At 47.0% G+C, this 23,494-nt stretch carries 28 protein-coding genes; 16 read left to right on the top strand and 12 right to left on the bottom strand.

Annotation, left to right across the window (positions count from 1 at the left end; genetic code table 11):
* Positions 1-80 precede the first annotated feature (80 nt).
* The 5 genes from C9J03_RS07090 to C9J03_RS07070 all read left to right on the top strand — a co-directional run bounded on the left by C9J03_RS07090 (position 81) and on the right by C9J03_RS07070 (position 6,032).
* Positions 81-1,349 carry an O-acetylhomoserine aminocarboxypropyltransferase/cysteine synthase family protein gene (locus tag C9J03_RS07090; protein WP_044621174.1) on the top strand — a complete coding sequence of 423 codons (1,269 nt, stop codon included), beginning with the start codon at positions 81-83 and terminating at the stop codon, positions 1,347-1,349.
* A gap of 105 nt (positions 1,350-1,454) precedes the next feature.
* Entirely contained in the window at positions 1,455-2,579 is a 1,125-nt protein-coding gene (locus C9J03_RS07085) for an endonuclease/exonuclease/phosphatase family protein (protein WP_044621175.1), read from the top strand.
* Positions 2,580-2,788: 209 nt separating this feature from the next.
* Complete coding sequence (locus tag C9J03_RS07080; RefSeq protein ID WP_044621176.1) at positions 2,789-4,699, top strand: bifunctional metallophosphatase/5'-nucleotidase; 1,911 nt, start codon at positions 2,789-2,791, stop codon at positions 4,697-4,699.
* Between the two features lie 212 nt (positions 4,700-4,911).
* Positions 4,912-5,262, top strand: a complete 351-nt coding sequence (locus tag C9J03_RS07075; protein WP_044621177.1) for a putative quinol monooxygenase — start codon at positions 4,912-4,914, stop codon at positions 5,260-5,262.
* Positions 5,263-5,390: 128 nt separating this feature from the next.
* Positions 5,391-6,032 carry a DJ-1/PfpI family protein gene (locus C9J03_RS07070; protein ID WP_044621178.1) on the top strand — a complete coding sequence of 214 codons (642 nt, stop codon included), beginning with the start codon at positions 5,391-5,393 and terminating at the stop codon, positions 6,030-6,032.
* A 10-nt stretch (positions 6,033-6,042) separates the two neighbouring features.
* On the opposite strand, the gene C9J03_RS07065 is transcribed toward C9J03_RS07070, so the two are convergent.
* The 4 genes from C9J03_RS07065 to C9J03_RS07050 all read right to left on the bottom strand — a co-directional run bounded on the left by C9J03_RS07065 (position 6,043) and on the right by C9J03_RS07050 (position 8,382).
* Entirely contained in the window at positions 6,043-6,381 is a 339-nt protein-coding gene (locus tag C9J03_RS07065) for a DUF1840 domain-containing protein (protein ID WP_044621179.1), read from the bottom strand.
* A complete protein-coding gene (locus C9J03_RS07060; protein WP_044621180.1) occupies positions 6,375-6,950 on the bottom strand; it encodes a rhomboid family intramembrane serine protease in 576 nt (191 codons plus the stop codon). Before C9J03_RS07060 ends, C9J03_RS07065 begins: the two co-directional genes overlap by 7 nt.
* Before the next feature lie 57 nt (positions 6,951-7,007).
* Complete coding sequence (locus C9J03_RS07055) at positions 7,008-7,814, bottom strand: crotonase/enoyl-CoA hydratase family protein (protein ID WP_044621181.1); 807 nt, start codon at positions 7,812-7,814, stop codon at positions 7,008-7,010.
* Positions 7,815-7,890: 76 nt separating this feature from the next.
* Positions 7,891-8,382 carry a hypothetical protein gene (locus C9J03_RS07050; RefSeq protein WP_044621182.1) on the bottom strand — a complete coding sequence of 164 codons (492 nt, stop codon included), beginning with the start codon at positions 8,380-8,382 and terminating at the stop codon, positions 7,891-7,893.
* Between the two features lie 252 nt (positions 8,383-8,634).
* On the opposite strand from C9J03_RS07050, the gene C9J03_RS07045 reads away from it, so the two are divergent.
* Positions 8,635-8,832: a hypothetical protein gene (locus C9J03_RS07045; RefSeq protein ID WP_082060479.1), complete on the top strand. Its 198-nt coding sequence runs from the start codon at positions 8,635-8,637 to the stop codon at positions 8,830-8,832.
* A gap of 46 nt (positions 8,833-8,878) precedes the next feature.
* The gene (locus C9J03_RS07040; protein WP_044621183.1) at positions 8,879-9,397 is read left to right on the top strand and encodes a DUF4136 domain-containing protein; all 519 of its coding nucleotides are present in this window, start codon (positions 8,879-8,881) and stop codon (positions 9,395-9,397) included.
* Between the two features lie 251 nt (positions 9,398-9,648).
* On the opposite strand, the gene aroG is transcribed toward C9J03_RS07040, so the two are convergent.
* Entirely contained in the window at positions 9,649-10,701 is a 1,053-nt protein-coding gene (gene aroG, locus C9J03_RS07035; RefSeq protein WP_044621184.1) for a 3-deoxy-7-phosphoheptulonate synthase AroG, read from the bottom strand.
* Positions 10,702-11,002: 301 nt separating this feature from the next.
* Here aroG and C9J03_RS07030 point away from each other — a divergent pair, with 301 nt between their 5' ends.
* The 4 genes from C9J03_RS07030 to C9J03_RS07015 are packed head-to-tail and all read left to right on the top strand — an operon-like array spanning position 11,003 to position 14,352.
* Entirely contained in the window at positions 11,003-11,740 is a 738-nt protein-coding gene (locus C9J03_RS07030) for an amino acid ABC transporter ATP-binding protein (protein WP_039460951.1), read from the top strand.
* Between the two features lie 10 nt (positions 11,741-11,750).
* Positions 11,751-12,581: an amino acid ABC transporter permease gene (locus tag C9J03_RS07025; protein ID WP_044621185.1), complete on the top strand. Its 831-nt coding sequence runs from the start codon at positions 11,751-11,753 to the stop codon at positions 12,579-12,581.
* A gap of 40 nt (positions 12,582-12,621) precedes the next feature.
* Entirely contained in the window at positions 12,622-13,431 is an 810-nt protein-coding gene (locus C9J03_RS07020) for a transporter substrate-binding domain-containing protein (protein ID WP_044621186.1), read from the top strand.
* A gap of 27 nt (positions 13,432-13,458) precedes the next feature.
* On the top strand, positions 13,459-14,352 hold the full coding sequence (locus C9J03_RS07015) for an amino acid ABC transporter permease (RefSeq protein ID WP_044621187.1): 894 nt from the start codon (positions 13,459-13,461) through the stop codon (positions 14,350-14,352).
* A 55-nt stretch (positions 14,353-14,407) separates the two neighbouring features.
* Here C9J03_RS07015 and C9J03_RS07010 read toward each other — a convergent pair whose 3' ends face one another.
* From C9J03_RS07010 to cobU, 4 genes are all read right to left on the bottom strand, one after another.
* Positions 14,408-14,947: a GNAT family N-acetyltransferase gene (locus C9J03_RS07010; RefSeq protein ID WP_082060480.1), complete on the bottom strand. Its 540-nt coding sequence runs from the start codon at positions 14,945-14,947 to the stop codon at positions 14,408-14,410.
* A gap of 61 nt (positions 14,948-15,008) precedes the next feature.
* On the bottom strand, positions 15,009-16,496 hold the full coding sequence (locus C9J03_RS07005; RefSeq protein WP_044621188.1) for a cobyric acid synthase: 1,488 nt from the start codon (positions 16,494-16,496) through the stop codon (positions 15,009-15,011).
* A 10-nt stretch (positions 16,497-16,506) separates the two neighbouring features.
* Complete coding sequence (locus tag C9J03_RS07000) at positions 16,507-17,118, bottom strand: histidine phosphatase family protein (RefSeq protein WP_231580582.1); 612 nt, start codon at positions 17,116-17,118, stop codon at positions 16,507-16,509.
* A gap of 12 nt (positions 17,119-17,130) precedes the next feature.
* The gene (cobU, locus tag C9J03_RS06995) at positions 17,131-17,652 is read right to left on the bottom strand and encodes a bifunctional adenosylcobinamide kinase/adenosylcobinamide-phosphate guanylyltransferase (RefSeq protein WP_044621190.1); all 522 of its coding nucleotides are present in this window, start codon (positions 17,650-17,652) and stop codon (positions 17,131-17,133) included.
* Positions 17,653-17,921: 269 nt separating this feature from the next.
* Between cobU and C9J03_RS06990 the strand changes: the two genes are divergently transcribed.
* From C9J03_RS06990 to C9J03_RS06980, 3 genes are all read left to right on the top strand, one after another.
* Positions 17,922-18,659: a CPBP family intramembrane glutamic endopeptidase gene (locus tag C9J03_RS06990; RefSeq protein WP_231580583.1), complete on the top strand. Its 738-nt coding sequence runs from the start codon at positions 17,922-17,924 to the stop codon at positions 18,657-18,659.
* A 101-nt stretch (positions 18,660-18,760) separates the two neighbouring features.
* Complete coding sequence (locus tag C9J03_RS06985) at positions 18,761-19,132, top strand: YgiW/YdeI family stress tolerance OB fold protein (protein WP_044621920.1); 372 nt, start codon at positions 18,761-18,763, stop codon at positions 19,130-19,132.
* A gap of 258 nt (positions 19,133-19,390) precedes the next feature.
* Positions 19,391-20,194 (top strand): alpha/beta fold hydrolase, encoded by an 804-nt coding sequence (locus tag C9J03_RS06980; RefSeq protein WP_044621192.1) that lies wholly within the window; start codon positions 19,391-19,393, stop codon positions 20,192-20,194.
* An 88-nt stretch (positions 20,195-20,282) separates the two neighbouring features.
* On the opposite strand, the gene C9J03_RS06975 is transcribed toward C9J03_RS06980, so the two are convergent.
* Positions 20,283-21,464, bottom strand: coding sequence for an amino acid aminotransferase (locus tag C9J03_RS06975; RefSeq protein WP_044621193.1), 1,182 nt, complete (start codon positions 21,462-21,464; stop codon positions 20,283-20,285).
* Between the two features lie 279 nt (positions 21,465-21,743).
* On the opposite strand from C9J03_RS06975, the gene C9J03_RS06970 reads away from it, so the two are divergent.
* Both C9J03_RS06970 and C9J03_RS26650 read left to right on the top strand, forming a co-directional pair.
* Complete coding sequence (locus C9J03_RS06970) at positions 21,744-22,055, top strand: DUF3081 family protein (protein WP_039460922.1); 312 nt, start codon at positions 21,744-21,746, stop codon at positions 22,053-22,055.
* Between the two features lie 273 nt (positions 22,056-22,328).
* The gene (locus C9J03_RS26650; protein ID WP_162845547.1) at positions 22,329-22,499 is read left to right on the top strand and encodes a hypothetical protein; all 171 of its coding nucleotides are present in this window, start codon (positions 22,329-22,331) and stop codon (positions 22,497-22,499) included.
* Positions 22,500-22,571: 72 nt separating this feature from the next.
* Here the strand turns inward: C9J03_RS26650 and C9J03_RS06965 are convergent, their stop codons facing one another.
* Positions 22,572-22,970: a VOC family protein gene (locus tag C9J03_RS06965; RefSeq protein ID WP_039461031.1), complete on the bottom strand. Its 399-nt coding sequence runs from the start codon at positions 22,968-22,970 to the stop codon at positions 22,572-22,574.
* A gap of 265 nt (positions 22,971-23,235) precedes the next feature.
* Positions 23,236-23,484: a hypothetical protein gene (locus C9J03_RS06960; RefSeq protein WP_044621194.1), complete on the bottom strand. Its 249-nt coding sequence runs from the start codon at positions 23,482-23,484 to the stop codon at positions 23,236-23,238.
* Between the last annotated feature and the right edge of the window lie 10 nt (positions 23,485-23,494).

Here is a 23,494-nt window from a genome sequence, read left to right as displayed (position 1 = left end):
TCGTGCTCGCAGTAAAGCGCTTAAACATTTGCCATAATTTTTTCTACGCCGTTAATCAAGGAAGAAACAGGATTTACCGTATGAAAGACGAAACACTATCGATTCACAGTGGTTACGAAACCTGCCCCACAACCAAAGCAGTCGCTACCCCTATTTACCAAACTGTTGCCTATGAGTTTGATGATGCCCAGCATGGCGCTGATCTCTTTAATTTGGAAGTTCCGGGCAACATCTATACCCGAATAATGAACCCAACCAATGATGTACTGGAAAAACGCATGGCCGCATTGGAAGGCGGTATTGCCGGGCTTGCCGTCAGCGCAGGAAGCGCGGCAATCAACTATGCCGTCCAGACCCTAGCTGAGGCTGGCGATAACATTATTTCCACCCCGCAACTATACGGCGGTACCTACACCCTGTTCGCCCATATGTTACCCAAGCAAGGAATTGAGGTACGCTTTGCTCCTGATGATAAGCCTGAAAGTCTGGCTGCACTGATCGATGAAAATACCAAAGCTGTCTACTGCGAGAGTATCGGTAACCCGGCGGGCAATATTGTCGATTTAGAAAAAATTGCAGAGCTTGCCCACCAGCAGGGAGTACCGGTGATCGTCGACAACACAGTGGCTACCCCAGCCCTGTGCAAACCCATCGAGTTCGGTGCCGATATCGTGGTTCACTCACTGACCAAATATGTCGGTGGTCATGGCACGACCCTTGGTGGGATGATCATTGATTCGGGTAAATTCCCTTGGGCCAAATTCAAAGACCGCTTTCCGGTATTAAACCAACCAGAAGCGTCGTATCATGGTGTCGTCTACACCGAAGCATTTGGCGATGCCGCCTTCATTGGCCGAGCCCGCACCGTACCATTGCGCAATACCGGCTCAGCCTTATCACCAATGAATGCATTCATGCTGCTGCAAGGGCTGGAAACCCTGCCGCTTCGCATGGAGCGCCATACCGAAAACGCGCTGAAAGTCGCGCAATACCTAAAACAGCACGATAAGGTGAGCTGGGTCAGCTACGCCGGGTTATCCGACTCTCCCTACTACCCACTTGCCGAAAAATATATGAAAGGAAAGCCGTCGGCAATTCTATCGTTCGGGCTAAAAGACGGTTATGACGCCGGGGTGCGCTTCTATGACGCACTGAAGATCTTCAAGCGATTGGTCAATATCGGTGATGCAAAGTCGCTCGCCTGCCACCCCGCCTCCACAACCCACAGGCAACTGAGTGAAAGCGAACAGGCTCAAGCCGGTGTCAGTCCCGAGATGATCCGCCTCTCCGTCGGCATCGAACACATCGACGATATTCTCGAAGATTTAGAACAAGCCCTGAACGCATAGCTTCGCTGATCGTGTAAGTAACAGGGCTAAACGGCAAATTACGTTTTGTTTTTGCATGTTTAGCCCTATTCTATTTACAGGACAACAGCACAGGTAGATAGCAACTTGCCGTATTCAGTCAATGCCCATGACAGCCAGAACATCATCAAAATAGCCACCTTCAACTTATGTAACTACCTTGCTCCGCCCGATGCCTTCTACGACTTCGAAAACATCTATTCAAAGGCGCAATGGGACAAGAAACAAGCATGGATCCAGGCCTATCTGGCTGAGCAGCAGCCGGATATCATCGGTTTTCAGGAGGTTTTCTCTGTTGAGTCATTAAAGGCGCTAACCCAGCAGGCCGGGTACCCCTTCTTCAGTACTGTCGATAATCCAAACGTCCTTGATGACTACATCTATGACAGCCCTGTTGTTGCCATAGCATCTCGCTTTCCTATCCATGATGTAGCGGCTGTTTCGCCTGAACCCACGCTCAACGCCCCACTAGGGCTAAGTAGCAGCTTTGCATTTAGCCGAAAACCGCTCAGAGCCACTGTCCAGCTGCCGCAGGTAGGCCCCTGCGACTGTTATGTCGTCCACTTCAAATCTAAAAGACCCATTGCCAGCGAAGGGTTTTCCTTGTCAAATACCCCAAATCTTCCCATTTCTGATCCAGCCATTGACGACTTTCGCTCACAAGTTCTTGGCCAATGGGCTTCCACCCAACAACGGGTCGCAGAGGCTGCTCACCTGCTTAATTCTATCTGGTTACGCAAAATGGAATCGGAGTATCCGGTTATTTTAATGGGTGACTTCAATGATGAATTAGAGACCAGCGGATTGCATCACTTGCTGGCAGATGGTGGGCGGCATAAAAATGGGGCTTTTTCCGATGCTATCTCACAGCGTTACCGCCTTCAGCATAGCTGGTCATTGTTTCAAGCCAGCCTTTGTCACCGAGAAGCGCGCGACTGGGAGACCAATGAGTCGGTAGACGACCTTGCCAAGATCTCTATGCCGGTTGCGGTAAAACACCCTAGCCCATACACCTATTATTACGGTGCTATAGGCATGGTGCTCGATTACATCTTGTTGAGCGGAGAATTTGACCCCAGTTTCAATGAGAGCCTGGCCGAGGTATACGATTACCATCTTTACGACCGCCACCTGATCAGCCCTAGCTACGATATAGACAGCCACAGTACGGATCACGCCATCGTGATGGTCACCGTCCGTATACGCCAATGAATCCTGAAATAGCCACCATAAAGAGAGTGTCGAACTTAATGCTCTAAAGTTACCCATTCCGCTCAACCTCGCGACAGAATGTAAGCGCCTTCTCACAATGTCATGCAAATAAATACACCCAACAAGCAATAAAGTGATCAATACTGCAAAACCAAACACGTTTAACCTTTAGTATTACGCCACTTTATTCATAAAAATCATAAGTTAATATGAAAAAACACCTTTTAGCCTCAACCATTCTTTTTGCATTGAGCGGCCAGGGCTTTGCCGCAGATGGCGACCTTGTTGATGTCACAATTCTCGGGACATCCGATATTCACGGGCATTTCATGGCATGGGATTACGCCAGTGATAAAGCCAATACCCGAGGTAGCTTGAGCCAAATCGCCACCAAAGTTAGAGAGGTCCGCGACCATACTGACAACGTCATCTTGGTCGATGCGGGGGATACGATCCAAGGTAACTTTGTTGAAACCTTTAAAGATGAGCCAGTTGACCCTATGATGCTCGGTTTCAATGAAATGAACTACGACGTATGGGTACTGGGTAACCATGAGTTCGACTTTGGCCTCAAGGTACTCAACCGCTCGCTGACACAGTTTCAGGGAACCTCTTTGGCCGGTAACATCCAGCGGGCAGATGGCAACCCGTTCCTTCCGGCCTACACCATCATCGAAAGACAAGGGATCAAGATTGGTGTCATCGGCATGGACACGCCAATGACACAGGTTTTCGCCGAAGGCACAAACCGCCTGGAAGGCATGACTTTTACTAACCCATCGCTTGAGGTAAAAAAAATCATCAAGCAGATTGATGACAAAGTCGATGCCATTGTCCTTGTTGCCCATATGGGGCTTGATAACGAAAACAACATCGCGGCAACAGGTGTCACTGATATCGCCAACGACAACCCAGAGCTCGATGCCATTGTCGCTGGCCATATGCATACCCGTATCGACAAGGCTGTGGTAAATGGCGTGATTGTCACCGAGCCAGATAAATACGGCCGTGCCCTCTCTCGCATCGACCTCCAGTTTGAAGAAAGAAATGGCCAATACACCTTGGTCAACAAAGACAGCTTTACCTACAAGATCAATGGCATCGATTCCGATAAAAAAATGGACGAGCTGTACTCTCCTTACCACAACAGACTTCGTGAACAGGCAAATCGTGTAGTAGCTGAACTCACCGGTGTCGATCTGGTACCACGAAACGAGATCAGAGGGATCCCACAGGTACATATCCAAGACACGGGTATCAGCACCCTGTTCCAGGAAGCCAGTATGTACTTCGCGCCAAAGGCCAACGTCATTGCCCTACAGATTGATAACGACTATGCCGAGCTCAATGTAGGCCAAATCAAAGCCAAGGATATCGCTTACAACTACCAGTATGCAGGTGGAGAAATCACTGTTTACGAAATGACAGGTGAAGATCTGAAAACCTACATGGAGTGGTCAGCCGGTTACTTCAACAGTGTGACTCCAGGTGATGTCACCTACAGCTTCAACCCAGAGCGTCGTGCATCGAAGTATTCGACCAATGACTTTTTTGCCGGTGTGACCTACACCATCGATCTCACCCAGCCGCAAGGACAGCGCATCAAGGATCTTCATTTTGCTGACGGAACTGCAGTCACCGACACAACGCCGATCAGATTGGGCATGAACAGTTACCGCATGGGCCACCTGACAAAAGCCGGCGGTGTATTGGAAGGCAAATCATTCCCGGTATTGTTCGATACTGAAGCCGAATACGGCGAGGAAGCAGGTACCATCCGAAACCTCACCATCCGTTACCTGGCCGACGTGAAACAGGGCAAGTACGAAGGCAAAGCAATGCAGCGCTGGGCTCTATCAGGCCTCGAAGGCTATGATAAAGAACGCGAAGTTGTCAAAACACTGGTTAACGAAGGCAAGATTTCTGTGCCGACTAGCGAAGATGGCCGTTACACCAACATTGCGGCCATTAATGTCAAAGGACTTGTCTTTGCTTCTCAACAAGATGCAACTGCCTATATCAAGACGCAGGAGCAATTGCTTGAGGGTGACGTCACCGCGCATCAGGCCGTAGCGATCGAACGAAATATCATCATTGCCAAAGCGCTGAATCATATCTGACGAAGCATGCTCTGACTACGGCTTGGTTGATCGCACCTGACGTGTCCCTGTCTCAGTGATTGTCCGAAATCAGGCCCATAAATTAAGCCCTCTAATAAAGAGGGCTTTATTTTTTAATCGACAATATACGCCATCCAACTACTCAATTTAGCTTATTTACCATACACTTCTGTATAGCTTACTTTTATACCGTTCAAAGATAAGGAAATCATATGTCTAAAAAGGTCTATTGTATTGCCCAATTCAAGCCTAAAGCCGGTCGCGAGCAGGAGTTGTTTACCGCCCTTCAGGCACTAGAGCCCAACACCCTGCGGGAGGATGGCTGCCTACAATATATTGTCACCAGGCAGCTCAAGAGTGCTTTTGCCGAGGGGAGTTCCATGCCCATTGCTTTCAATGAGATCTGGTCAGATATATCGGCTTTCGAAGCCCATTGCCAAAGAAAGGAGATCCAAGCTTTCTTTGCTACTCATTGCGAAGCCAAAAGCGGGGCTGCCGAAGACTGGAACGTGTGTATTTACACTGATGAACCTGAAAGCTTTGATGCGCCACTACTGGGCTGAACCACCAGGTTACCTACATTGAGACTTTTATACGCCTCATGAAATTGCAGTAAACGCAATCTTGCGAACTCTTCTCGCAACTCGCGAAGCTACGCTTACATGAGGCACCTACAGATATCTATGATCTTATGTCAGAACATCAGCAACCAGCCGTACCATCAAGATATACGTTAGCCATCTTGTTATTTGAAGGCTTCGATTTGCTCCAGGTATCAGCAGCAATTTCTCTTTTTCACTCATTACCTGGAAAGTTCGAGATCCTGCTCATTTCTGAAAACGGGGAGTCGGTGGCCAGCCAGCAACAAGTCGTGCTAAATGCAGACCTGAGTTATCAAGCATTAATGGCTTATGACATACTCTATGTGCCGGGCGGCAGTGGCATAGAAACAGTGACGGGCAGTGAGCCGGTGGTCAGTTGGCTAGCAAAACAATGTAGACACGATACCTTAGTATGTTCATCGTGTTTGGGCGCCGCACTGTTGGCGCAAGCGGGGCTGCTTGAAAATCACACGGCAACAACCAACAAACAGCATTTCAATTGGGTAACGCAATTTGGCAAACAGGTTAACTGGAGACCTGTCGCGCGCTGGACACAAGACAAGCGAATTTTCACCTCATCCGGCAATACCGCCTGTTTAGATATGTTCATCGCAATCATTGCAGAATATCTCAATGAAGAAACGGCTAGAAAGCTTGCGATTGCCCTCGAGTACCTATGGATCAATGATCCGGAAGATGACCCATTCGCGCCGCTTCATATCGTGGAGTAACCCCTGCTCCTCAGCACCCTTCCTGCCACATCACATGGCAGTCAGCTTTTTTAGCGGCTTGTAGCATTTCAATGAGCGGTGTAGCACGAGTATGGAGGCTGATCACTGGCTCCATATCTAACTCTGCCACATCGTCAACATCGCCAGCGTCTTCATCCGCAGCCTTCAACTCCAGTTGGTGTAGCTTGTTTATTTCGCTGGTTAGCCGGCATAACGCATCATCGATGTCTTGGGGATCGAGTGCTCCCGGAATATTTTCGCAGTGCCCCATAAACCGGAGCATTTGTTTGGCTACATCACCGAACATGACAACGTTACCATGCACTTTACACTTAAAAGTCACTAGCATCTCTCGTACCTCTGCTTATCACGACGGGCATAAAAAAAGCCAGCAAACCCACCGGAAATTGCGCCAAACAAGTGGCTCTCGTAGCTAATCCACTCTCGGGTCGGTAAAAAACCCCATACCATTGAGCCATAGAAAAACATGACCAGGATGGCAATCGCAATAGATTTAACGCTGCGATACATGATGGCATACATCAGTAAATAGGCCCACAAGCCATAAATTATGCCACTCAATCCGATATGGTAGTGCATCCGGCCAAATAACCAGACTCCAAGACCACTCCCCAACCAGCTAATCATAAATATAGCTATCAGCCGGGCTAACCCGGTGCGGGTTAGCAGAAAAGCCAAGACAGAAAAAGAAAAGATATTACTGATCAGGTGCCCCCATGAGCCATGGAGGAAGGGATAGGCAATGATACCGGTAAAACCAGTGAAGTGACGTGGTAACAGGCCAAAATCAGACAGATAGCCGGCCGTAAGGATATTGAAGACATGGACAACCGTAATGACGACCACAACTGCCGCAATGAATTTAAATGAATCTTTGTCTTTCTCAGCCAGCTTCATCGCCTGTAACCATCAAATATAAGCAGCCTTATCTAATCATCCATCATTGGCGGCCATCTACCAAAAAGACTGTCTCGGTTTGTAATCAATATCAACCTTTTGCCGCTGTCTCTTGCCCGCGATAAGAAAATTCTTACCGAAAAGGAGCCTAATCTGATTCAACGTCTCACTGGCTAGCAGACGGCGCTCAGAGCTATGCCAGCAACGGTTGGTCGTCAATTTGACCGCTGCAATCGCATCCGGAGAGCCATTAATAATGGATTGGCACAACGCTTGGGCGCGTAGCATCGGCTGTGGCACCACTTCAGTGACTAAATTCAGCGCATTAGCTTGTTTAGCTTCAAGGATTTCGCCTGTCATCGTCAAGCGCATAGCCACATCTTTTGGTACTACTTCACGCAATGACATCAAACCCGCCATATCCGGCATTAGGCCCCAGCGTATTTCCATTATCGACAGCTCAGCATCCGGTGCTGCAATTCGAAAATCAGCCCCCAGAACGATTTGTATTCCCCCGCCCCAGCACTTGCCTTCGATGACGGCTATCACCGGACAAGGAAGCTTGCGCCAGTTGCGCGATACTCGCTGGGCCATATTGGCATTGCCTGGTAACCATTTCGCTAGCAGCGATATAGCATTCGACCGTGATGTCACCACACTTTTGATATCAAGGCCGCTGCTGAAATTGCCACCCGCCCCACGAACAATAACTGCACGAACGTCCTTTCGCTTGCGAAGATCACGGCTAACTTTATCCAATTCACGGAACAAAGGCATATCCAAAGCGTTGCACTTATCAGGCCTATTGAGTACAACAGTGACGACACCGTCCTTCTCTTCAACCAGCAATCGTGTCCATGACATAAGCACTCCTTTATGTGGTCAGTCCAGTTACACCATAGACATTAACACAATTTCAACAAAGCACCGCATTGGAAATTCATCTTTGTGGCGGCACAAAACCTTTTTTTTCGGCATAGAGTCGCCACTCAGAGGCCGTAGAGGAAGATATTGGCTCAATGGTATCAACACTTGCCGCTATATTTCCGCCGGAACAGGTCGTTCCCGTGGGTTCTATCGAAGCTCTGAACACGGGATAACTGTGGGTGCTGGAAATACACCACTCGGCATCCATCTTGCCACCTTTGCTGGTACAGATATCGGCCATAAAGCGCTGGAATTCCTCTATCGACCCCTTCCCCTCATCTAAGCACCACAAGCGCTTGTAATGAATATAGCCGTCACGGGGATGATACACCTTGCCAGGTAACAGTGAGGTAAAATCCCACCCTCCCCCTCTTGTTGCGTTAACGTACTGCGCAGAAAGGCTAGCAATGTCTTTGCTATCATCAATTGTGGGTTTGGCATAATGCTGGCTTCCACAAGCTTGTACCAGACTACAACCAAGCAGTACCACAAAAAATTTGCCCATGTATTCACCTTACCTATGGATTAAGACATGACACTACATAATTGAACCAAACAACAATATTGAAGCTTAATAGTCAGTAATTTACGTCTTATTCTCTGCTTTATTAAGCATAGTGAGTATTTCCGTTTAACTCTATCTCATTTGTATTCCAAGTCTATACCCAGCAAATTAATAGCATTAACTTATATAAGCAATTACACTTGCTTAAGCTATGATTAAATCAATCAATTCAAAGTATGATGTGAGTAGGATATGTACTTAGAGCCTGATTCAAGATTATTAATTGCGGATACAACAGAAGTTTTGGATGCATTTCTAGACAATGGATTACACAAGGAATATGAAATTTACTGTCAATTTCCACATAATATCCATCTTCAAGAAAAACTAAGAAACATTGCCCCTTTGTCTGTTGAATTCAACGATGGCATTATCATCAGCGGAAAATAAATTAATAATACCCGCCTAGACCAGCTATATTTTTATAGGTGATTTTATGGCTAAGCCTTTAATATTTCTGATAGTTGCTCTAATCTCTGCCTGCACTAAAGATGTCGTTACGGATTACAGTACGGCAGTTGATTATTCCAATTACAGAACTTACGAGTTCGCCGCCTTCTCTACAACACAGGCAACAACATTAGACGGCAAAAGGGTTGAGGAGGCTATAGCAATCCAGCTCCACACCAAAGGCCTTACCGCCGTTAATGAAAACGGTGACTTACTAGTTAGACATTCAATCATTGAACAAAGTGATTTCAAATCTTATGGCACCTCTGTGGGTTTAGGCTACGGCCGTCGCAATTTTGGTGTTGCCTATTCCTCACCTGTCCATATTCAAGAATATCAATATGGAAAAATCGTTGTAGAGCTTATCGACAACCAATCAAATATTGTCGTCTGGCGTTCTACTTCACAACGTAAGCTTACCGAAAATATGACACCTTCATCACGGCGTACATTCATTAACACTCAAATAAATGAAATGTTTAAAGAATACCCACCGAAAAAGTAAGTTATTTTCATCACACATATAATTACAAGCAACAATTCGAACGAATTTTACAAACTTATTAAAATTAGTATTTAAATCCAGCCAGTAAAGTCAAAGTAACTGATACCACTCATATAGAATATTGGACATTCAACATCGCTATAACAGAAATTATCTCAAACATGAGACATTTACTTTCTTTACTTATCAACTTAGATAAACTAAATAAAAAAGCCTGATATAAATCAGGCTTTTTTATTAATGTTTACTTATTATTTATCGCGGCGCTTTTTCACATCTTCTGCAAGTTGGCGAAGAACTTTCTCAGTATCATCAAAACCAATACAGGCATCAGTAATACTCTGACCATAAGTCGGCTCTTGACCTTCAACGATATCCTGGCGCCCTTCAACAAGGTGGCTTTCAATCATTACCCCGAAAATAGCTTTATTACCTTCTGCGATCTGGCTGCCAACTTCTTCGGAAACCAACAACTGACGCTGATACTGCTTGAGGCTATTGGCATGGCTGAAGTCAATCATCACCTTCTGGCGCAGGCCAGCACTTTCAAGCTGATCGGTAATCGCCTTCACATGCTCCTTGCTGTAGTTAGGCTCTTTGCCGCCACGTAAAATAATGTGGCAGTCCTCATTACCCGCCGTTGAGACAATCGCTGAGTGGCCGTATTTGGTCACAGATAGGAAGTGGTGCGGCGAGCTCGATGAACCTATCGCATCGGTGGCAATTTTAATGTTACCGTCTGTGCCGTTTTTGAAGCCTACAGGACAAGAAAGGCCCGATGCCAACTCACGATGTACCTGAGATTCTGTGGTACGGGCACCGATAGCCCCCCAACTGATCAGATCTCCCATGTACTGCGGCGTGATCATATCTAGGAACTCACCCGCTGTCGGTACGCCCATATCGGTTAGATCAAGCAACAGCTTTCGCCCCATACGGAGACCATCGTTGAGCTGGAAGCTGTTGTCCATGTATGGGTCGTTGATAAGTCCTTTCCAACCCACAGTGGTACGCGGCTTTTCGAAGTAAACCCGCATAACCACCTCAAGTTCACCTTTTAGCTCTTCACGCAGCGCCTTTAGCTTCTGGCCGTATTCAAATGCCGCCTTGGTATCGTGAATCGAACATGGGCCAACAATAACCAACAGTCGATCGTCCTCATCGTTTAAGATATTGTGAATTGACTGACGAGCTTGATATACCGTTTCAGACGCATTTTCAGTTGCAGGGAAACGCTCCAGTACAGCGACCGGGGGGAGAAGTTCTTTAATTTCGCGAATGCGAACATCATCGGTTTTATACATTGTTACTTCCTAATTTAACGCACCTGCCTGCTGTAAACAAAAAATTACAGACTTGATTGACAGTATATTTCAAATCCAATTGACTTTAACTTATCCGTCTTTTATGAGCAGTGCAAACGCTAATTGGTAATTTTGGTGATTTTTTTTCAAATTGGCGACAAATTAATCAACCATATGCATAACCAGTGATATTTCACCATTATTTCACGGATATCGGCCCATATTCGACTCATGTCTTTGAATTCTCTATTACAAAGCAATAACATGGTGCTATACAAAGCTTGGTTTGGGAGAGGTCTGGATGACCGAAGAAACCGTAATTTCGTTTCAGAACATCAATAAGTGGTACGGAGATTTCCAGGCACTTAAGAACATAAATCTAAACATTCCTCGCGGCGAAAAACTGGTGATATGCGGCCCGTCAGGCTCGGGCAAATCCACCCTGATCAGGTGCATCAACGGTCTCGAACAATTCGATGGCGGACAACTTAGCGTGGCCGGCAAGCCACTTGATGCACAGCATTTAAAGCGCATTCGAGGCCAAGTTGGCATGGTTTTCCAGCATTTCAATTTATTTCCCCACATGACCGTACTGGATAACCTTACGTTAGCCCCTCGGCGGACACGAAAACTGAGCAAGTCCGATGCTGAACAAATGGCGATGGAATACCTGGAACGTGTCCATATCGCTCACCAGGCAGATAAATACCCTTCGCAGTTATCTGGCGGCCAACAGCAACGGGTCGCTATTGCCCGCTCGCTGTGTATGAAACCCGATATCCTGCTGTTTGACGAGCCGACCTCCGCGCTCGACCCAGAGATGATCCGAGAAGTACTGGATGTAATGACTGAGCTCGCCAGAGAAGGCATGACTATGATTTGTGTCACTCATGAAATGGGGTTTGCCAGAAAAGTGGCTGATCGCGTGGTCTTTATGGACGAAGGCGAAATCGTCGAGGTCGCCCCTCCAGCACAATTGTTTGATGCGCCACAGCATCCAAGAACACAAATGTTCTTGGAGCAGATCCTTAGCTATTAAGGGATAAACTATGGTTCATAATATCGCTGGCCCTTCATGCAGGCTAAAAGCCATCGGGCGTATTTCCAAACCTTTTTTCACCGGTTTATTGCAAGTCATTTTAGTCGCTGTCTTCTTGCTTTGGTTACTCGATACCGGTGCCGAGGCAATGAACTACCGCTGGCAGTGGTACCGGATTCCTCAATACCTCTGGTTCTTCGAAGACGGAGAATGGTTTCCCGCCGAGTTGCTTGAAGGGCTGAGGGTCACCCTGCAGATTTCGGCTGTCAGTTTGTTGTTGACCCTAGCCATTGGATTGGTGACCGCACTGCTTCGCGTGTCTGGTTCGGTAATTGGCCGTGGCGTCTCCTGGGGATACGTCGAGCTGATCCGCAATACGCCATTACTGGTGCAAATATACCTACTGTATTTCGTTTTCGGCCCCGTACTCGGGCTCGAGCGATTCACAACCGCGGTGCTTGCGCTATCGCTTTTCCAGGGGGCATATACGGCAGAAATTTTCCGCGCAGGGTTAACCAGTGTTGATCGGGGACAATTCGAAGCCAGCAATAGCCTCGGACTCTGTGCTCTAGATAGCTATCGCTTTGTCATCTTACCCCAAGTCATCAAGCGTATTTTACCCCCGCTGACCAATGAAGCTGTTTCTCTTGTCAAAAACTCTTCGATTGTCAGCGTCATGGCTATTTTCGATTTAACAACAGAAGGACGAAATATCGTCGCTGATACCGCGATGCCATTTGAAGTCTGGTTTACTGTTGCCGGCATCTATCTTGTCGTCACCCTCACGCTCTCTGGCCTGGCGGCTTGGTTAGCATACCGGCTCGACACCCCCTCTCATTAATTCAAAGTATGTGTTTAATCCGCACAAGGAGAAAGGAAGCATGAAACGATTACTCTCAGCATTGATTGCTGTTATGGCCTTAACAATGGCCTCCGTATCGACTGCGGCTGAAAAAAGCGCACTGGTCGAAGTCAAGGAGCGCGGTACATTGCGTGTGGGACTCTCGACATTTGTCCCGTGGGCAATGAGGGATAAACAAGGGGAGCTGGTTGGCTTCGAGGTCGATGTGGCACGGCAGCTGGCTAAAGACGCAGGGCTGAAAATCGAATTTATCCCGACCGCTTGGGACGGCATCATTCCGGCTCTGCTTGCTGGTAAGTTCGATGTGATTATCGGCGGTATGTCGATTACCCCCGAGCGTAATATGAGTGTCTTATTTACCAGCCCATACGCCCACTCCGGTGTTCAACTGGCCGCACACAAGGAGCTTGCGGCAGATAAATCCAGTTTCGAGGACTACAACAAACGCAGCGTCACCCTTGCCGTACGCCGTGGTGCCTATACCGTGCAAACCGCGAAGAAGTATTTCCCCAAAGCAAAATTGCGCCAATTCGATGACGAAGCCCAAGCCTTCCAGGAAGTCCTCAACGGCAATGCGCACGCGGCCTTGGCATCGTCACCCAAGCCTGAACACATGGCCATCCAGTACAAGGACAAGCTGTATATTCCATTTGATGAGCGCCTGAGCCGTGGTTCGGAGGCTTTTGCAATCCGCCATGGCGAATTTGATTTGCTTAATTTCTTCAACAACTGGATTTTGCTCCGCACCGAGGATGGTTGGCTGAAAGAGCGCCATGACTACTGGTTCACCACTCTTGACTGGGAAAACCAGATCGCAAAAGGACAATAGCCATTGCAACATTCACACATACAAGCCATGCCGGGCAAAAAAAGTCCGGTAGCATGTAAACTGGGCAAGCTCGATGGGCTGTTAATGCTGCTGATCGCTGCGGCTATCGGCTGGCTTTGGTACCGCTCGTCTGCCGGGGTGCACTACCAGTGGAATTGGCACAAGGCGTTTACCCTTATCATGACGCCAGGCAGAAATGGCGAACTGCCCTATTTTTTTCAGGGGCTCATTGCCACTTTGCGCCTCAGTTTGTGGGGGATGCTGTTTGCTGGCAGTCTTGGCTTGCTGCTTGGCCTCGCGCGCCGGTCCAGCTGGTTTGTCTTTAGGTTCCCAGCCCAGGCCTATATCCAACTGGTCAGGAATATCCCGCCTCTAGTCTTCGTATTTATCTTTTATTTTTTCATTTCCAGCCAACTAATTCCGGTTTTGGGACTGGAAAGTATATTAAGAGACACCCCAAGCGATATCGGCTACTGGCAGTCTTTCTTATTCGGACCAGCCAAGCTTTGGGAGAACCTATTCTCTGGGGTGCTGTGTGTTGGGCTGATTGCCGCCGCCTATATTGCCGAAATCGTCCGCTCAGGCATAGACGCCATTGCCAAAGGGCAATGGGAGGCCGCTGACTCCTTGGGCTTAACACGGTTAGACCGGTTCAGGTTTGTCATCTTCCCTCAGGCCTTGAGCGGGATCGTCCCCCCTCTCGCTGGCCAGTTCATTTCCTTGGTCAAAGATTCATCCATTATCTCGCTGATTTCTGTTCAGGAATTAACCTTTGTCGGTAGTGAGATAGCTAACTCGTCAGGATTGATTTTCGAAATTTGGTTATTGGTGGGGGCGGGCTACCTTGTCCTATGTTTCAGCCTGTCTGTGCTATTTGGCAAACTTGAAAAACATACCCAAAAACATCATCAAACAAGATAGCTTCATCGCGATACTTCTAAAGATTGGGGTACAGGTGAACATGAAGGGAGCCGGTTTATGGCTCCCTCTTGATTTGAAACACACTGAGCTTCCTGTTGTGAAGCTCCCTGTCTCCTATATGTTCCATCCCTATTTTTTTCATTACCTGGCGCGCCGACATGTTGCGAATACAGGTAAAGCCAATAATGCTATGAAAGCCTGCCTCTCGAAAACCATATTCGAGGATCGCCCGGCCAATCTCTGTAGCGTACCCTTGATGCCAATGATCTTCGCAGATCACCCATTCAATCTCAGCGGTTGAATCGTTGTCGCCATAGGGATGCAACCCCACTCGGCCAATCAAGGTATCGCAACCAGATAGGATCAGCGGGCAGTTAAAATAGCCACGGCGCCCATCTGGCATTGAGGACTCAACATGGTATTTCTTCAACTCATGCCGTGCCTTTTCTTCAGACCAAGGCTCTTCTTCCGTAAAGGTATGAACTGATTGATTGGACATTATCCGGTATAAACCAGCAAGATCGTCTTCATCCCATGGCCTGGTGTAAAGACGTTGAGTTTTAATACTCGGTGACACATCTAAAATCATATTCATCCCTCTTCTGAGGGCCTAGCGGTACTTTAGCACTAGGCCCATTGGTTAACGAAAGGGAACACTAGCTCCCCTTCCTACCCAATTGTTCTGACCACTCCGGCCATAGCTTGTCAAAATCCATATGCGCTTCAAGCATGTCAGCAACTCGGTCTATACCTTGCTCGCGGATCAAATCAAAATCCGGTGTGCACGTTGCAGCTAGGCCCGCCCATTTTAAAATGGCATCACAGGCTGCTTTATGCTCAAAGATCCCGTGCAAGTAAGTGCCAAACACTTGATTATCGATACCCAATTTGCCATCAAAGCCATCGGCTAGATGAATCGGCGCCTCATGATCTATGCCATTAGTCACACCGGCATGGATCTCGTACCCCCTGACAGGAACACTGTCCTGCCCTGGCATCGTCAGGCTGCCTCTAACTTGCTTTAGCTGCTTGTTAGGTGCTAAGACTGTTTCGATCGGTAGATACCCCAAGCCTCGGCTGGTTCCGGGCTCACCTTCAATGCCATCAAGATCTGCAATAGATTCACCAAGCATCTGATAGCCACCACATATCCCCATCACCTTGCCGCCTAAGCGAAGGTGGCGGGCGATTTGTTGGTCCCACCCTTGTTCCTTAAGGTAGTCCAAATCACTGCGAACACTTTTAGTCCCTGGAATAATGATAAGATCAGATGGCGGAATTTGCTGCCCTTTACCGATAAATTGCAGATTTACCTGTGGATGCATACGCAATGGGTCAAAATCAGTATGGTTGCTCACTCGTGTTAATACCGGCACCGAAACTCTCAACTGATCGCCGTCGGCATCTACCTGCTGAACATCGATAGCATCTTCAGCCTCCAGCATCAAACCATGCAAATAGGGCAGTACGCCCAATACCGGCTTGCCGGTTTTCTGCTCCAGCCAATCCAAGCCAGATTCAAGCAGTTTGATATCGCCGCGGAAACGGTTAATCACAAAGCCTTTCACCCGTGCTTGTTCGCTGTCCGATAACAAGGCCAATGTACCGTACAAGTGAGCAAATACCCCACCACGGTCAATATCGGCAACGATGATCACCGGAACATCAGCCTCTTCGGCAAACCCCATATTGGCAACATCATTTTCGCGTAAATTAATCTCGGCAGGGCTGCCAGCTCCTTCGATAATAACCGTCTGGTATTCCTGCTGTAGGATATTGAAGGACTCCATAATGGGGCCCAAGACAACTTTTTTGTAGTTGTGGTATCCCACCGCATCCATATCAGCCAGAGCCTTACCCTGTACGATAACCTGAGCACCGATATCGGTATTTGGTTTAAGCAAAACCGGATTCATATGTACCGTAGGCTCGATCATACTCGCCTGAGCCTGGACGGCCTGTGCTCGCCCTATCTCGCCGCCATCTTTAGTTACCGCACTATTGAGGGCCATGTTTTGTGATTTGAAAGGGGCAACTTTGATATTTTTTCGCGCCAATACCCGGCACAAGCCTGCAGCCAAAACACTTTTTCCTGCATCAGAAGTTGTGCCTTGTACCATCAGGGCCTTGGTTGTTGATTGCATTTCTTCTCGCTTAATACTGCTGTGTGACTGGCCACTGGATTTGCGGCCAGTGGACGCCATTTTCATCTGTCATTACCGTAACACGGTAACGGGCGGCGTAAGGTAAATCGATACGATGAAGATAACTCGTGCTTCTAGGCATCTCCAATAAAATCCGCATCAGCTGTTTCATCACCCCTGCATGGGTAACTAGCAAGATATTTTGCCCAGAAAAGTTAGCAAGCAAATGTTCCCATGCATGTTGAATGCGTATATCGAATGCTTTCAAGTCTTCCCCACCATGCGGGGTCGATAACCAGGGGTTTTGCCAGTATTTCTCCAAGATGGTACCGTGCTGCTGCCAGAGGCTATCCTGACTTTGACCATCCCATTCACCGAAGTCCATCTCTTTCCAGTGGCTGAATTGCTGGCAAGGTAAAGTAAACTGCTGTGCGAACAAATTGGCAAAGTCACAGCATCGCTGCAGAGGGGAAGTGATCACTTGCTCAATATCATCCAGCCCTTTTACAGCACTTCGCATTTGCTCCAGGCCTGCCGGAGTAATTGGGAAATCAGTGTGTCCACGCAAGCAGCCGTGCCCCTCCGGTAAGCCATGGCGCAAGATATCAACCCTTGTTTTCATACATCGAGCCATTTACGCCCCCTTTAAATGCTGCGGAATGCCAGCTGTCACAAATGTCACCCTGTCCGCCTGTTTGGCTATTGCCTGATGTAACCATCCGCTTTCATCAACGAAGCGCCGGGACATCTCTCCCATCGGCACTATGCCCTGCCCGACTTCATTGCTAACAAGGATAATATCTCCTTTAGCACGACTTAGAGCGGCAAGAAGTTCGTCCTTTTGTTGCTGCCAAACAACGTCGTAATCTTGATTGAACAGGCAGTTAGTCAGCCACAACGTCAAGCAGTCAACAAGCAAGCAGCTCCCCGGAACAGAGTGCTCAGCGATGGTCTTTGGCAACCCCACCGGCTCTTCAACCACTCTCCATTGGTGGGGACGGTCTTGCCTGTGACGCTCAATACGCTCAGCCATTTCCGCATCTCCTGCGGTCGCCGTTGCGACATAGATAACCGGCTTGCCACTCGCTTGGGCTGTAGACTCAGCATATCGGCTTTTCCCCGAACGAGCCCCACCCAATACCAACTCAATTGTCATTCATCAACCTTGTATTCATTCTCAAGCAAGAGAGCAATGACACTCCCCCACCTAATGCTTGTCCATGCTCACCCAAATCCAGATGTAATATGTCATTATCGCAATGAAAAATCTGATTTTTTTAGTTACCATAGCATTTTATTATAACGCTCATTTCAGCTTACAATACTATGTTTCATCTCAATAACCTATGGCCCGACGGTCTTGTTTGGCTTGCACTTGCTGGCACTGTACTTAGTCTTTTCGTTAGGCCACAGGTTTGGCCTGCGATGCTGAGCATTACAGCCTTAACAGCACTATATTTTTCCCGTATCTCTCCGCTCGCGCTCACTATCGTTGTACTAGGCCTCGCTGTCGCCAAACTAAGCCATCGCCAGAAAAGCGGATACAAGGTTCTGTGCCACATATTCGTTATCACATGGGCGCTCTTTCTCGCTCTGCACCTCATACCAGGCTTCGATAACCTGCTGGTCGTCGAAAAAGCGGTCACAGGTTCCGGCAGCATTCCATTTACCATGTATTTAAATTTGGACAAGCCATTGATCGTATTCGGGTTGCTTTTGCTTTCCCCGACGATGCTCAAGCATGATGGGTCAATAACCCGCCCACAAATAGTGAGCCTTGCGGTACTGTTTTTAGCCTTGCCTCTGATTGCATGGGATACCGGGATCGTTCATCCTGAAAAATCGGTACCTGATTGGATTTGGCTGTTTATTCTCAATAACTTGTTATTTACTTGCGTCGCCGAAGAGGCCTTGTTTCGTGGTTATATTCAGCACAGCTTGGCCCGACGCTTTAGCCCTAGCGTCGGGATCGGTATTGCGAGCTTACTGTTCGGTTTTGCTCACTTTTCTGGCGGTGTTTGGTTCATTGCCATCGCGACACTTGCCGGTCTGCTCTATGGCTTTACCTACCATTGGACCGGAAGACTGCTGTACGCTGTCTTGATCCATTTTGCCTTTAACTTGGTACACCTTTTGTTCTTTACCTACCCACTGGCAAATTAAAGCAAATAGCCAATATGAACCATTTCTGAATAAGCAACTCATCATTAATTCAGATCAACTTGTGTTTAATAGAACCATCAACACAAGGAGACCGAATCATGATTAAGAATACTGTTTTTGCTATTGCCACTGCCGCTATCATTCTGCCAACCGCAGCACTTGCTAGCGAACACAACAAAAATGAAATGACATTGAACTATTCTGGCCCCGTAGAAACAGTTAGCGTAGCTGATCTGCTAAGTGATACCAGCATGTTTACGGAAAAAGAGACAATTGTCGAAGGGCACCTGATCAAACAAATCAACGCCGACACGTTTATTTTCAGCGATGGAACCAAAGAGATCCAAGTTGAAATCGATGATGATATCAATATGCCTGCCGCCATTAATGCCACAACCAGACTCCGCCTGTATGGCGAATACGAAGGTGGCAATACGCCAGAAATTGAAGTGGATCGTATTCAGCTGCTATAAGGCCACAGAACACCGCACAATCCGGCATAGCTCTTGGGTTATGCCGCTTTTGACTATTTGTCGTATAATAGCCCATCAAAAACAGTATAAATTCGTGACATTAGTCACAACAATAAAGGTTAGATATTTATCATTAACCTCACTCTCCATAAGTTAACCTTTCCCTGAGTCTCAACTTTACAAAGCGTCACACATCGGAGCTAAGTCTCAGGGTGCACCGTGCTATACTGCCCGCAGAAAATCAAGATGAGTCGATACATGTCAGATACTTTGTTGTTTCATAAAACTTACCGTCACCCAACCAGCAAAGATTGGGTTGTATTTGTTCATGGTGCGGGCGGCAGCTCTTCTATCTGGTTCAAGCAGATAAAGGCCTATAAGCAGCACTTCAACCTGCTCCTTCTCGATCTCAGAGGCCATGGTCGATCCAACAATATGTTCCAGGACATGATAAAAAACCCTTACACATTCAAGTCTGTCACCACAGACATCGTGCAGGTTTTAAATCACCTCAAAATTCAATCGGCGCATTTCGTCGGCATTTCTCTGGGTACAATTATTATTCGTAACTTGGCCGAGCTCGCACCAGAAAGGGTAAAAACTATGGTGCTCGGCGGCGCGGTAACACGCCTAAACACGCGTTCACAGTTATTAGTCACCGCGGGAAATATGTGCAAACACTTCATACCTTACATGTGGTTGTACAAGTTATTTGCTTACATTGTGATGCCGCAAAAAACACAGAAAGAATCACGGCTGATGTTTGTCAATGATGCCAAGAAGCTCTGCCAGAATGAGTTTAAACGCTGGTTCAAACTCGCTGCCGACGTCAATCCGATAATGAAGTACTTCAAAGAAAAAGAGCTACCAATTCCGACACTTTATTTAATGGGTGGCAATGACTACATGTTCATCAAGCCTGTTAAAGAGATGGTCAACAAACATAAGCACAGTTATCTCACTGAATTTGAAGACTGCGGCCACGTCTGCAACGTAGAGCGCCCGGACGAGTTCAACCACCACTCAATTGAATTTATCCAGCGACATACCCTAGCCGCATAATCAGTACGATAGCCATATTTTAAATCGATCCCAGACAGAAATGGCCAGTTTTTTTAGCTGGCCATTTTTTGTTGGGGTATTACAGCACTTAATTGGAAACGGCCAGTAGAGCTTGTGCCAAGTAACCTAGATGCTGCTCTTGCAAGCCAGCGATATTGATACGGCCATCGCCTACTGCATAGATTGCATAATCATCTCGCAATTGACCAACCTGCTCTGGTGAAAGCCCCGTCACCGAAAACATCCCTTTGTGTTGCTGAATAAAGTCGAATTGATTTGAGCCCAACGCCTGCACCTCACTCACCAAGCCAGCACGCAGCGTCAGCAAACGTTGCTGCATTTCATTGAGCTCTTGCTTCCATATTTGGGTCAGAGCGTCATCTTGCAGGATAGTCGCAACCAACGAAGCCCCATGATCTGGCGGCATGGTATAGGTAGATCGCGCAAGGTTGAGGATTCGCCCCTTGGCTTTTTGTGCCTCCTGCAGAGTTTCCCCGACCAAGATTGCCGCTCCGGTACGTTCACGATACAACCCGAAATTCTTAGAGCAAGAAGTAGCAATGACCATTTCTTCGATGTTGTCAGCCATAAACTGCAAACCAGCGGCGTCTTGCTCAAGGCCATCACCAAAACCTTGATAGGCAATATCAACAAAAGGCATAAAACCATTTTTGTTAGCTAACGCGGTAATAGCCTGCCAATCGGCAAATGAAATATCAGCACCGGTTGGGTTATGGCAGCAGCCATGCAATAAAACCACATCTTTCGGGCCCGCCTTCGCTAACGCCTGTAGCATGGCCTCGCTATTAACCTGCTTTGTCGCCGTATCAAAGTATGGATAGTAACGGACTTTTAGCCCGGCCGCTTCCATCACAGGCTTGTGATTGACATAGCTAGGGTTGGAAATCCATACGGTGGTGTCAGGCTCTGCAAGGTGGATCAAGTCACCCAGCATCCGTAATGCCCCGCTAGCACCTGGCGTTTGTACCGCAGCAGCTCTTGGCTTGGCTGATGTCCCGGTTAACAAAAGATCCATCATCAATTGATTAAACTGCTCGTTTCCGGCAAGACCAACATAGGCTTTTGTTTTCTGGCTAGCTTGTACTTGCTGCTGCGCTAACTGTACCGCTTGCATAATGGGAGTTTCACCCTGGCTATTGCGGTAAACACCAATTCCAAGATCAACCTTTTCCTCTCGGGGATCGTCGCGATAAGCAATAGAAAGCGATAGGATGGGATCGAGCTGCGCTTCGGCAAGTTGCTTAAACATGATTAAAATTCCGTTTCGTTGACATTCATATCTATCAAGCTATCACTTCAACTCAATTCAGTCATCATGAATTTGCAACATTTTCATTTTGTTTAAAATTCAATAATGTGAAGCTCATCGTAACTAGTCGTTGATCTAGATTAATCCTTTTTTGACTTCTTTTGCAGTCTCTCAGTAAACGCCTAAATTTAAGGTAGGAAAACTTCGTTTTGTCTACTTGTTCATGCCTGACAGAAAACCTGCATGAACATGCATCTTAGTTGCATGATGGAGGTCGAAATGAAAAACAGAGTCGATGTACGCACCCTGCTCAGTGTCTACGAGAAAATTAAGAGCCAAGGTAAAACCATTGAGTTTGGCAGCCAACTTGAAGATATTAAGTGTACTGAGTCACCTGATGGCTACAGCGTCAGTTTATCTGACGATAAAGTTACCCTCGATATCAATTTCCACAATACCTACCACTTTCATACCATGAATGAAGATCCCGAATCGGTCATCAACCAAACAACGACTGAATTCCACAATAATAACGAAGCTCAGATCCAGGAATTTGTTCACAAGCTAGAAGAAATTGACAAAAATTACTGAGCTTAACCAACCTTCGATTTAGACGCGCAATTTCGCCCCCTCTGAAATTGCGCAACTCCTTCTTATGCCAATCTCTTTATGACAAAGGCCTGACAGTCCTATGACAGATTGCTTACGCGCAACATATATGATCTTCGTCGAAACTTTATTGCACCAGCTAGAGAACGGGATGCACTATTCAGATTTCATTCATGTTCGCAATCGTATGCTTTTATGGAATGCTGAGGATTTCGAAATGCCTAATCAGCAAGCTATCTTGATGGGAATGATGTTATGCAACTACAACAATTAGAGAATAATCAGGTGGATACAGTACTTCTCGCATTAGATGAGTGCTATCGTAGACTTGAAGAAGCAGAGATCTCAGCCAAAGAGCTCACCCAGGCAGGTTTTACATTGATGTTCAAATCCGCCTATCAGTCGCTTTCTGGCCGGAATCATTAAGCACTGCGCCATGAATTAAAAAAGCTCAAGTTCTTCAACTTGAGCTTTGCTACTGGTCAAAATACCAGAAACTTAGAAATCCCAATCTCGGTTCTGCAGTACGACCCGATAGCCGTCGATATCTTCAAAGGTTTTACCAACCTGCTCCCAGTAAGGATTACTTGACTCGACTACCGAAAAACCTGCATCGATCATATGCCTGCAAGCCCGTTCCCAAGCCTGGCTACAATCTACATAGAAAACCAATAGGTGCTCATTACTAGGGGCCGTCCCCACTTCCGAGCCAATCTTGTGCACAAACTCGATATGATATGGATGCTTCTTATGCCCCAGAACGACACCATCGAAACCATCATAATCTTCAAATTGCTTCAATAAATCAAAGCCGAGTGCCTGTTGGTACATCGCTGCAATTTGGGTTACGTTATCTGTTGGTCTGACCACTCTGAGTGTGGAATCTAGCGGTATCATTTTGAAATTAAACTCCATTTAACTTGTTACTCGCTAAGTGTATTCCTCAGACAAATCTTATTCAACAGAGTTGATAGCAGCAGCATACATTCCTTGATATTGGTCACACCCTGCTAGCAATTTTTACGTACAACAGTTGATCGCACCCCTGTTTTCAGGCCGGCATAGTCATTCAAAATCAAAACCACTGACTAAACCCCAACCACCAAATAAAAGAAGTGGCACTATGGCCACTATCTTGTTCACTGCAGTATTAGCACCTTCACTACTTCAATTCGCCCTCAGCCAATAATGACAAGGCGTCAGCAGAATACTTCTGAAAGCTAATATCTGATTTCTTTGGTGGATAGATATACTTCGTCACTTTGACAACATACTTTGCAATTACGTCGCCGACTGGGTTTTTCTCATCATACCAAAAAGTATCAATATCCTGTTTTTTCCCTATATCCCACTTCATATCAGTACGGATAAACTGATGCTCTGCAGGGATTTCTAATAAATCACGGTACATAATCAGACTC

This window comes from Photobacterium gaetbulicola, from assembly GCF_003025515.1.
GTDB lineage: Bacteria > Pseudomonadota > Gammaproteobacteria > Enterobacterales > Vibrionaceae > Photobacterium > Photobacterium gaetbulicola.
This window is presented reverse-complemented; position numbering and strand designations above follow the sequence as displayed.

Bases quoted from the DNA above. Each gene is read 5' to 3' on its own strand.
- C9J03_RS07030 (WP_039460951.1), top strand. From the start codon at position 11,003: ATGACCGAAGAAACCGTAATTTCGTTTCAGAACATCAATAAGTGGTAC.
- C9J03_RS26650 (WP_162845547.1), top strand. From the start codon at position 22,329: ATGCAACTACAACAATTAGAGAATAATCAGGTGGATACAGTACTTCTC.
- C9J03_RS07045 (WP_082060479.1), top strand. From the start codon at position 8,635: ATGTACTTAGAGCCTGATTCAAGATTATTAATTGCGGATACAACAGAA.
- C9J03_RS07050 (WP_044621182.1), bottom strand. From the start codon at position 8,382: ATGGGCAAATTTTTTGTGGTACTGCTTGGTTGTAGTCTGGTACAAGCT.
- C9J03_RS06975 (WP_044621193.1), bottom strand. From the start codon at position 21,464: ATGTTTAAGCAACTTGCCGAAGCGCAGCTCGATCCCATCCTATCGCTT.
- C9J03_RS06980 (WP_044621192.1), top strand. From the start codon at position 19,391: ATGTCAGATACTTTGTTGTTTCATAAAACTTACCGTCACCCAACCAGC.
- C9J03_RS06965 (WP_039461031.1), bottom strand. From the start codon at position 22,970: ATGATACCGCTAGATTCCACACTCAGAGTGGTCAGACCAACAGATAAC.
- C9J03_RS07005 (WP_044621188.1), bottom strand. From the start codon at position 16,496: ATGCAATCAACAACCAAGGCCCTGATGGTACAAGGCACAACTTCTGAT.
- C9J03_RS07090 (WP_044621174.1), top strand. From the start codon at position 81: ATGAAAGACGAAACACTATCGATTCACAGTGGTTACGAAACCTGCCCC.
- C9J03_RS07040 (WP_044621183.1), top strand. From the start codon at position 8,879: ATGGCTAAGCCTTTAATATTTCTGATAGTTGCTCTAATCTCTGCCTGC.
- C9J03_RS06970 (WP_039460922.1), top strand. From the start codon at position 21,744: ATGAAAAACAGAGTCGATGTACGCACCCTGCTCAGTGTCTACGAGAAA.
- C9J03_RS07015 (WP_044621187.1), top strand. From the start codon at position 13,459: ATGCCGGGCAAAAAAAGTCCGGTAGCATGTAAACTGGGCAAGCTCGAT.
- C9J03_RS07075 (WP_044621177.1), top strand. From the start codon at position 4,912: ATGTCTAAAAAGGTCTATTGTATTGCCCAATTCAAGCCTAAAGCCGGT.
- C9J03_RS07010 (WP_082060480.1), bottom strand. From the start codon at position 14,947: ATGAATATGATTTTAGATGTGTCACCGAGTATTAAAACTCAACGTCTT.
- C9J03_RS07060 (WP_044621180.1), bottom strand. From the start codon at position 6,950: ATGAAGCTGGCTGAGAAAGACAAAGATTCATTTAAATTCATTGCGGCA.
- C9J03_RS07070 (WP_044621178.1), top strand. From the start codon at position 5,391: ATGTCAGAACATCAGCAACCAGCCGTACCATCAAGATATACGTTAGCC.
- C9J03_RS07025 (WP_044621185.1), top strand. From the start codon at position 11,751: ATGGTTCATAATATCGCTGGCCCTTCATGCAGGCTAAAAGCCATCGGG.
- C9J03_RS07065 (WP_044621179.1), bottom strand. From the start codon at position 6,381: ATGCTAGTGACTTTTAAGTGTAAAGTGCATGGTAACGTTGTCATGTTC.
- C9J03_RS07055 (WP_044621181.1), bottom strand. From the start codon at position 7,814: ATGTCATGGACACGATTGCTGGTTGAAGAGAAGGACGGTGTCGTCACT.
- C9J03_RS07080 (WP_044621176.1), top strand. From the start codon at position 2,789: ATGAAAAAACACCTTTTAGCCTCAACCATTCTTTTTGCATTGAGCGGC.
- aroG (WP_044621184.1), bottom strand. From the start codon at position 10,701: ATGTATAAAACCGATGATGTTCGCATTCGCGAAATTAAAGAACTTCTC.
- C9J03_RS06960 (WP_044621194.1), bottom strand. From the start codon at position 23,484: ATGTACCGTGATTTATTAGAAATCCCTGCAGAGCATCAGTTTATCCGT.
- C9J03_RS07000 (WP_231580582.1), bottom strand. From the start codon at position 17,118: ATGAAAACAAGGGTTGATATCTTGCGCCATGGCTTACCGGAGGGGCAC.
- C9J03_RS06990 (WP_231580583.1), top strand. From the start codon at position 17,922: ATGCTGAGCATTACAGCCTTAACAGCACTATATTTTTCCCGTATCTCT.
- C9J03_RS07020 (WP_044621186.1), top strand. From the start codon at position 12,622: ATGAAACGATTACTCTCAGCATTGATTGCTGTTATGGCCTTAACAATG.
- cobU (WP_044621190.1), bottom strand. From the start codon at position 17,652: ATGACAATTGAGTTGGTATTGGGTGGGGCTCGTTCGGGGAAAAGCCGA.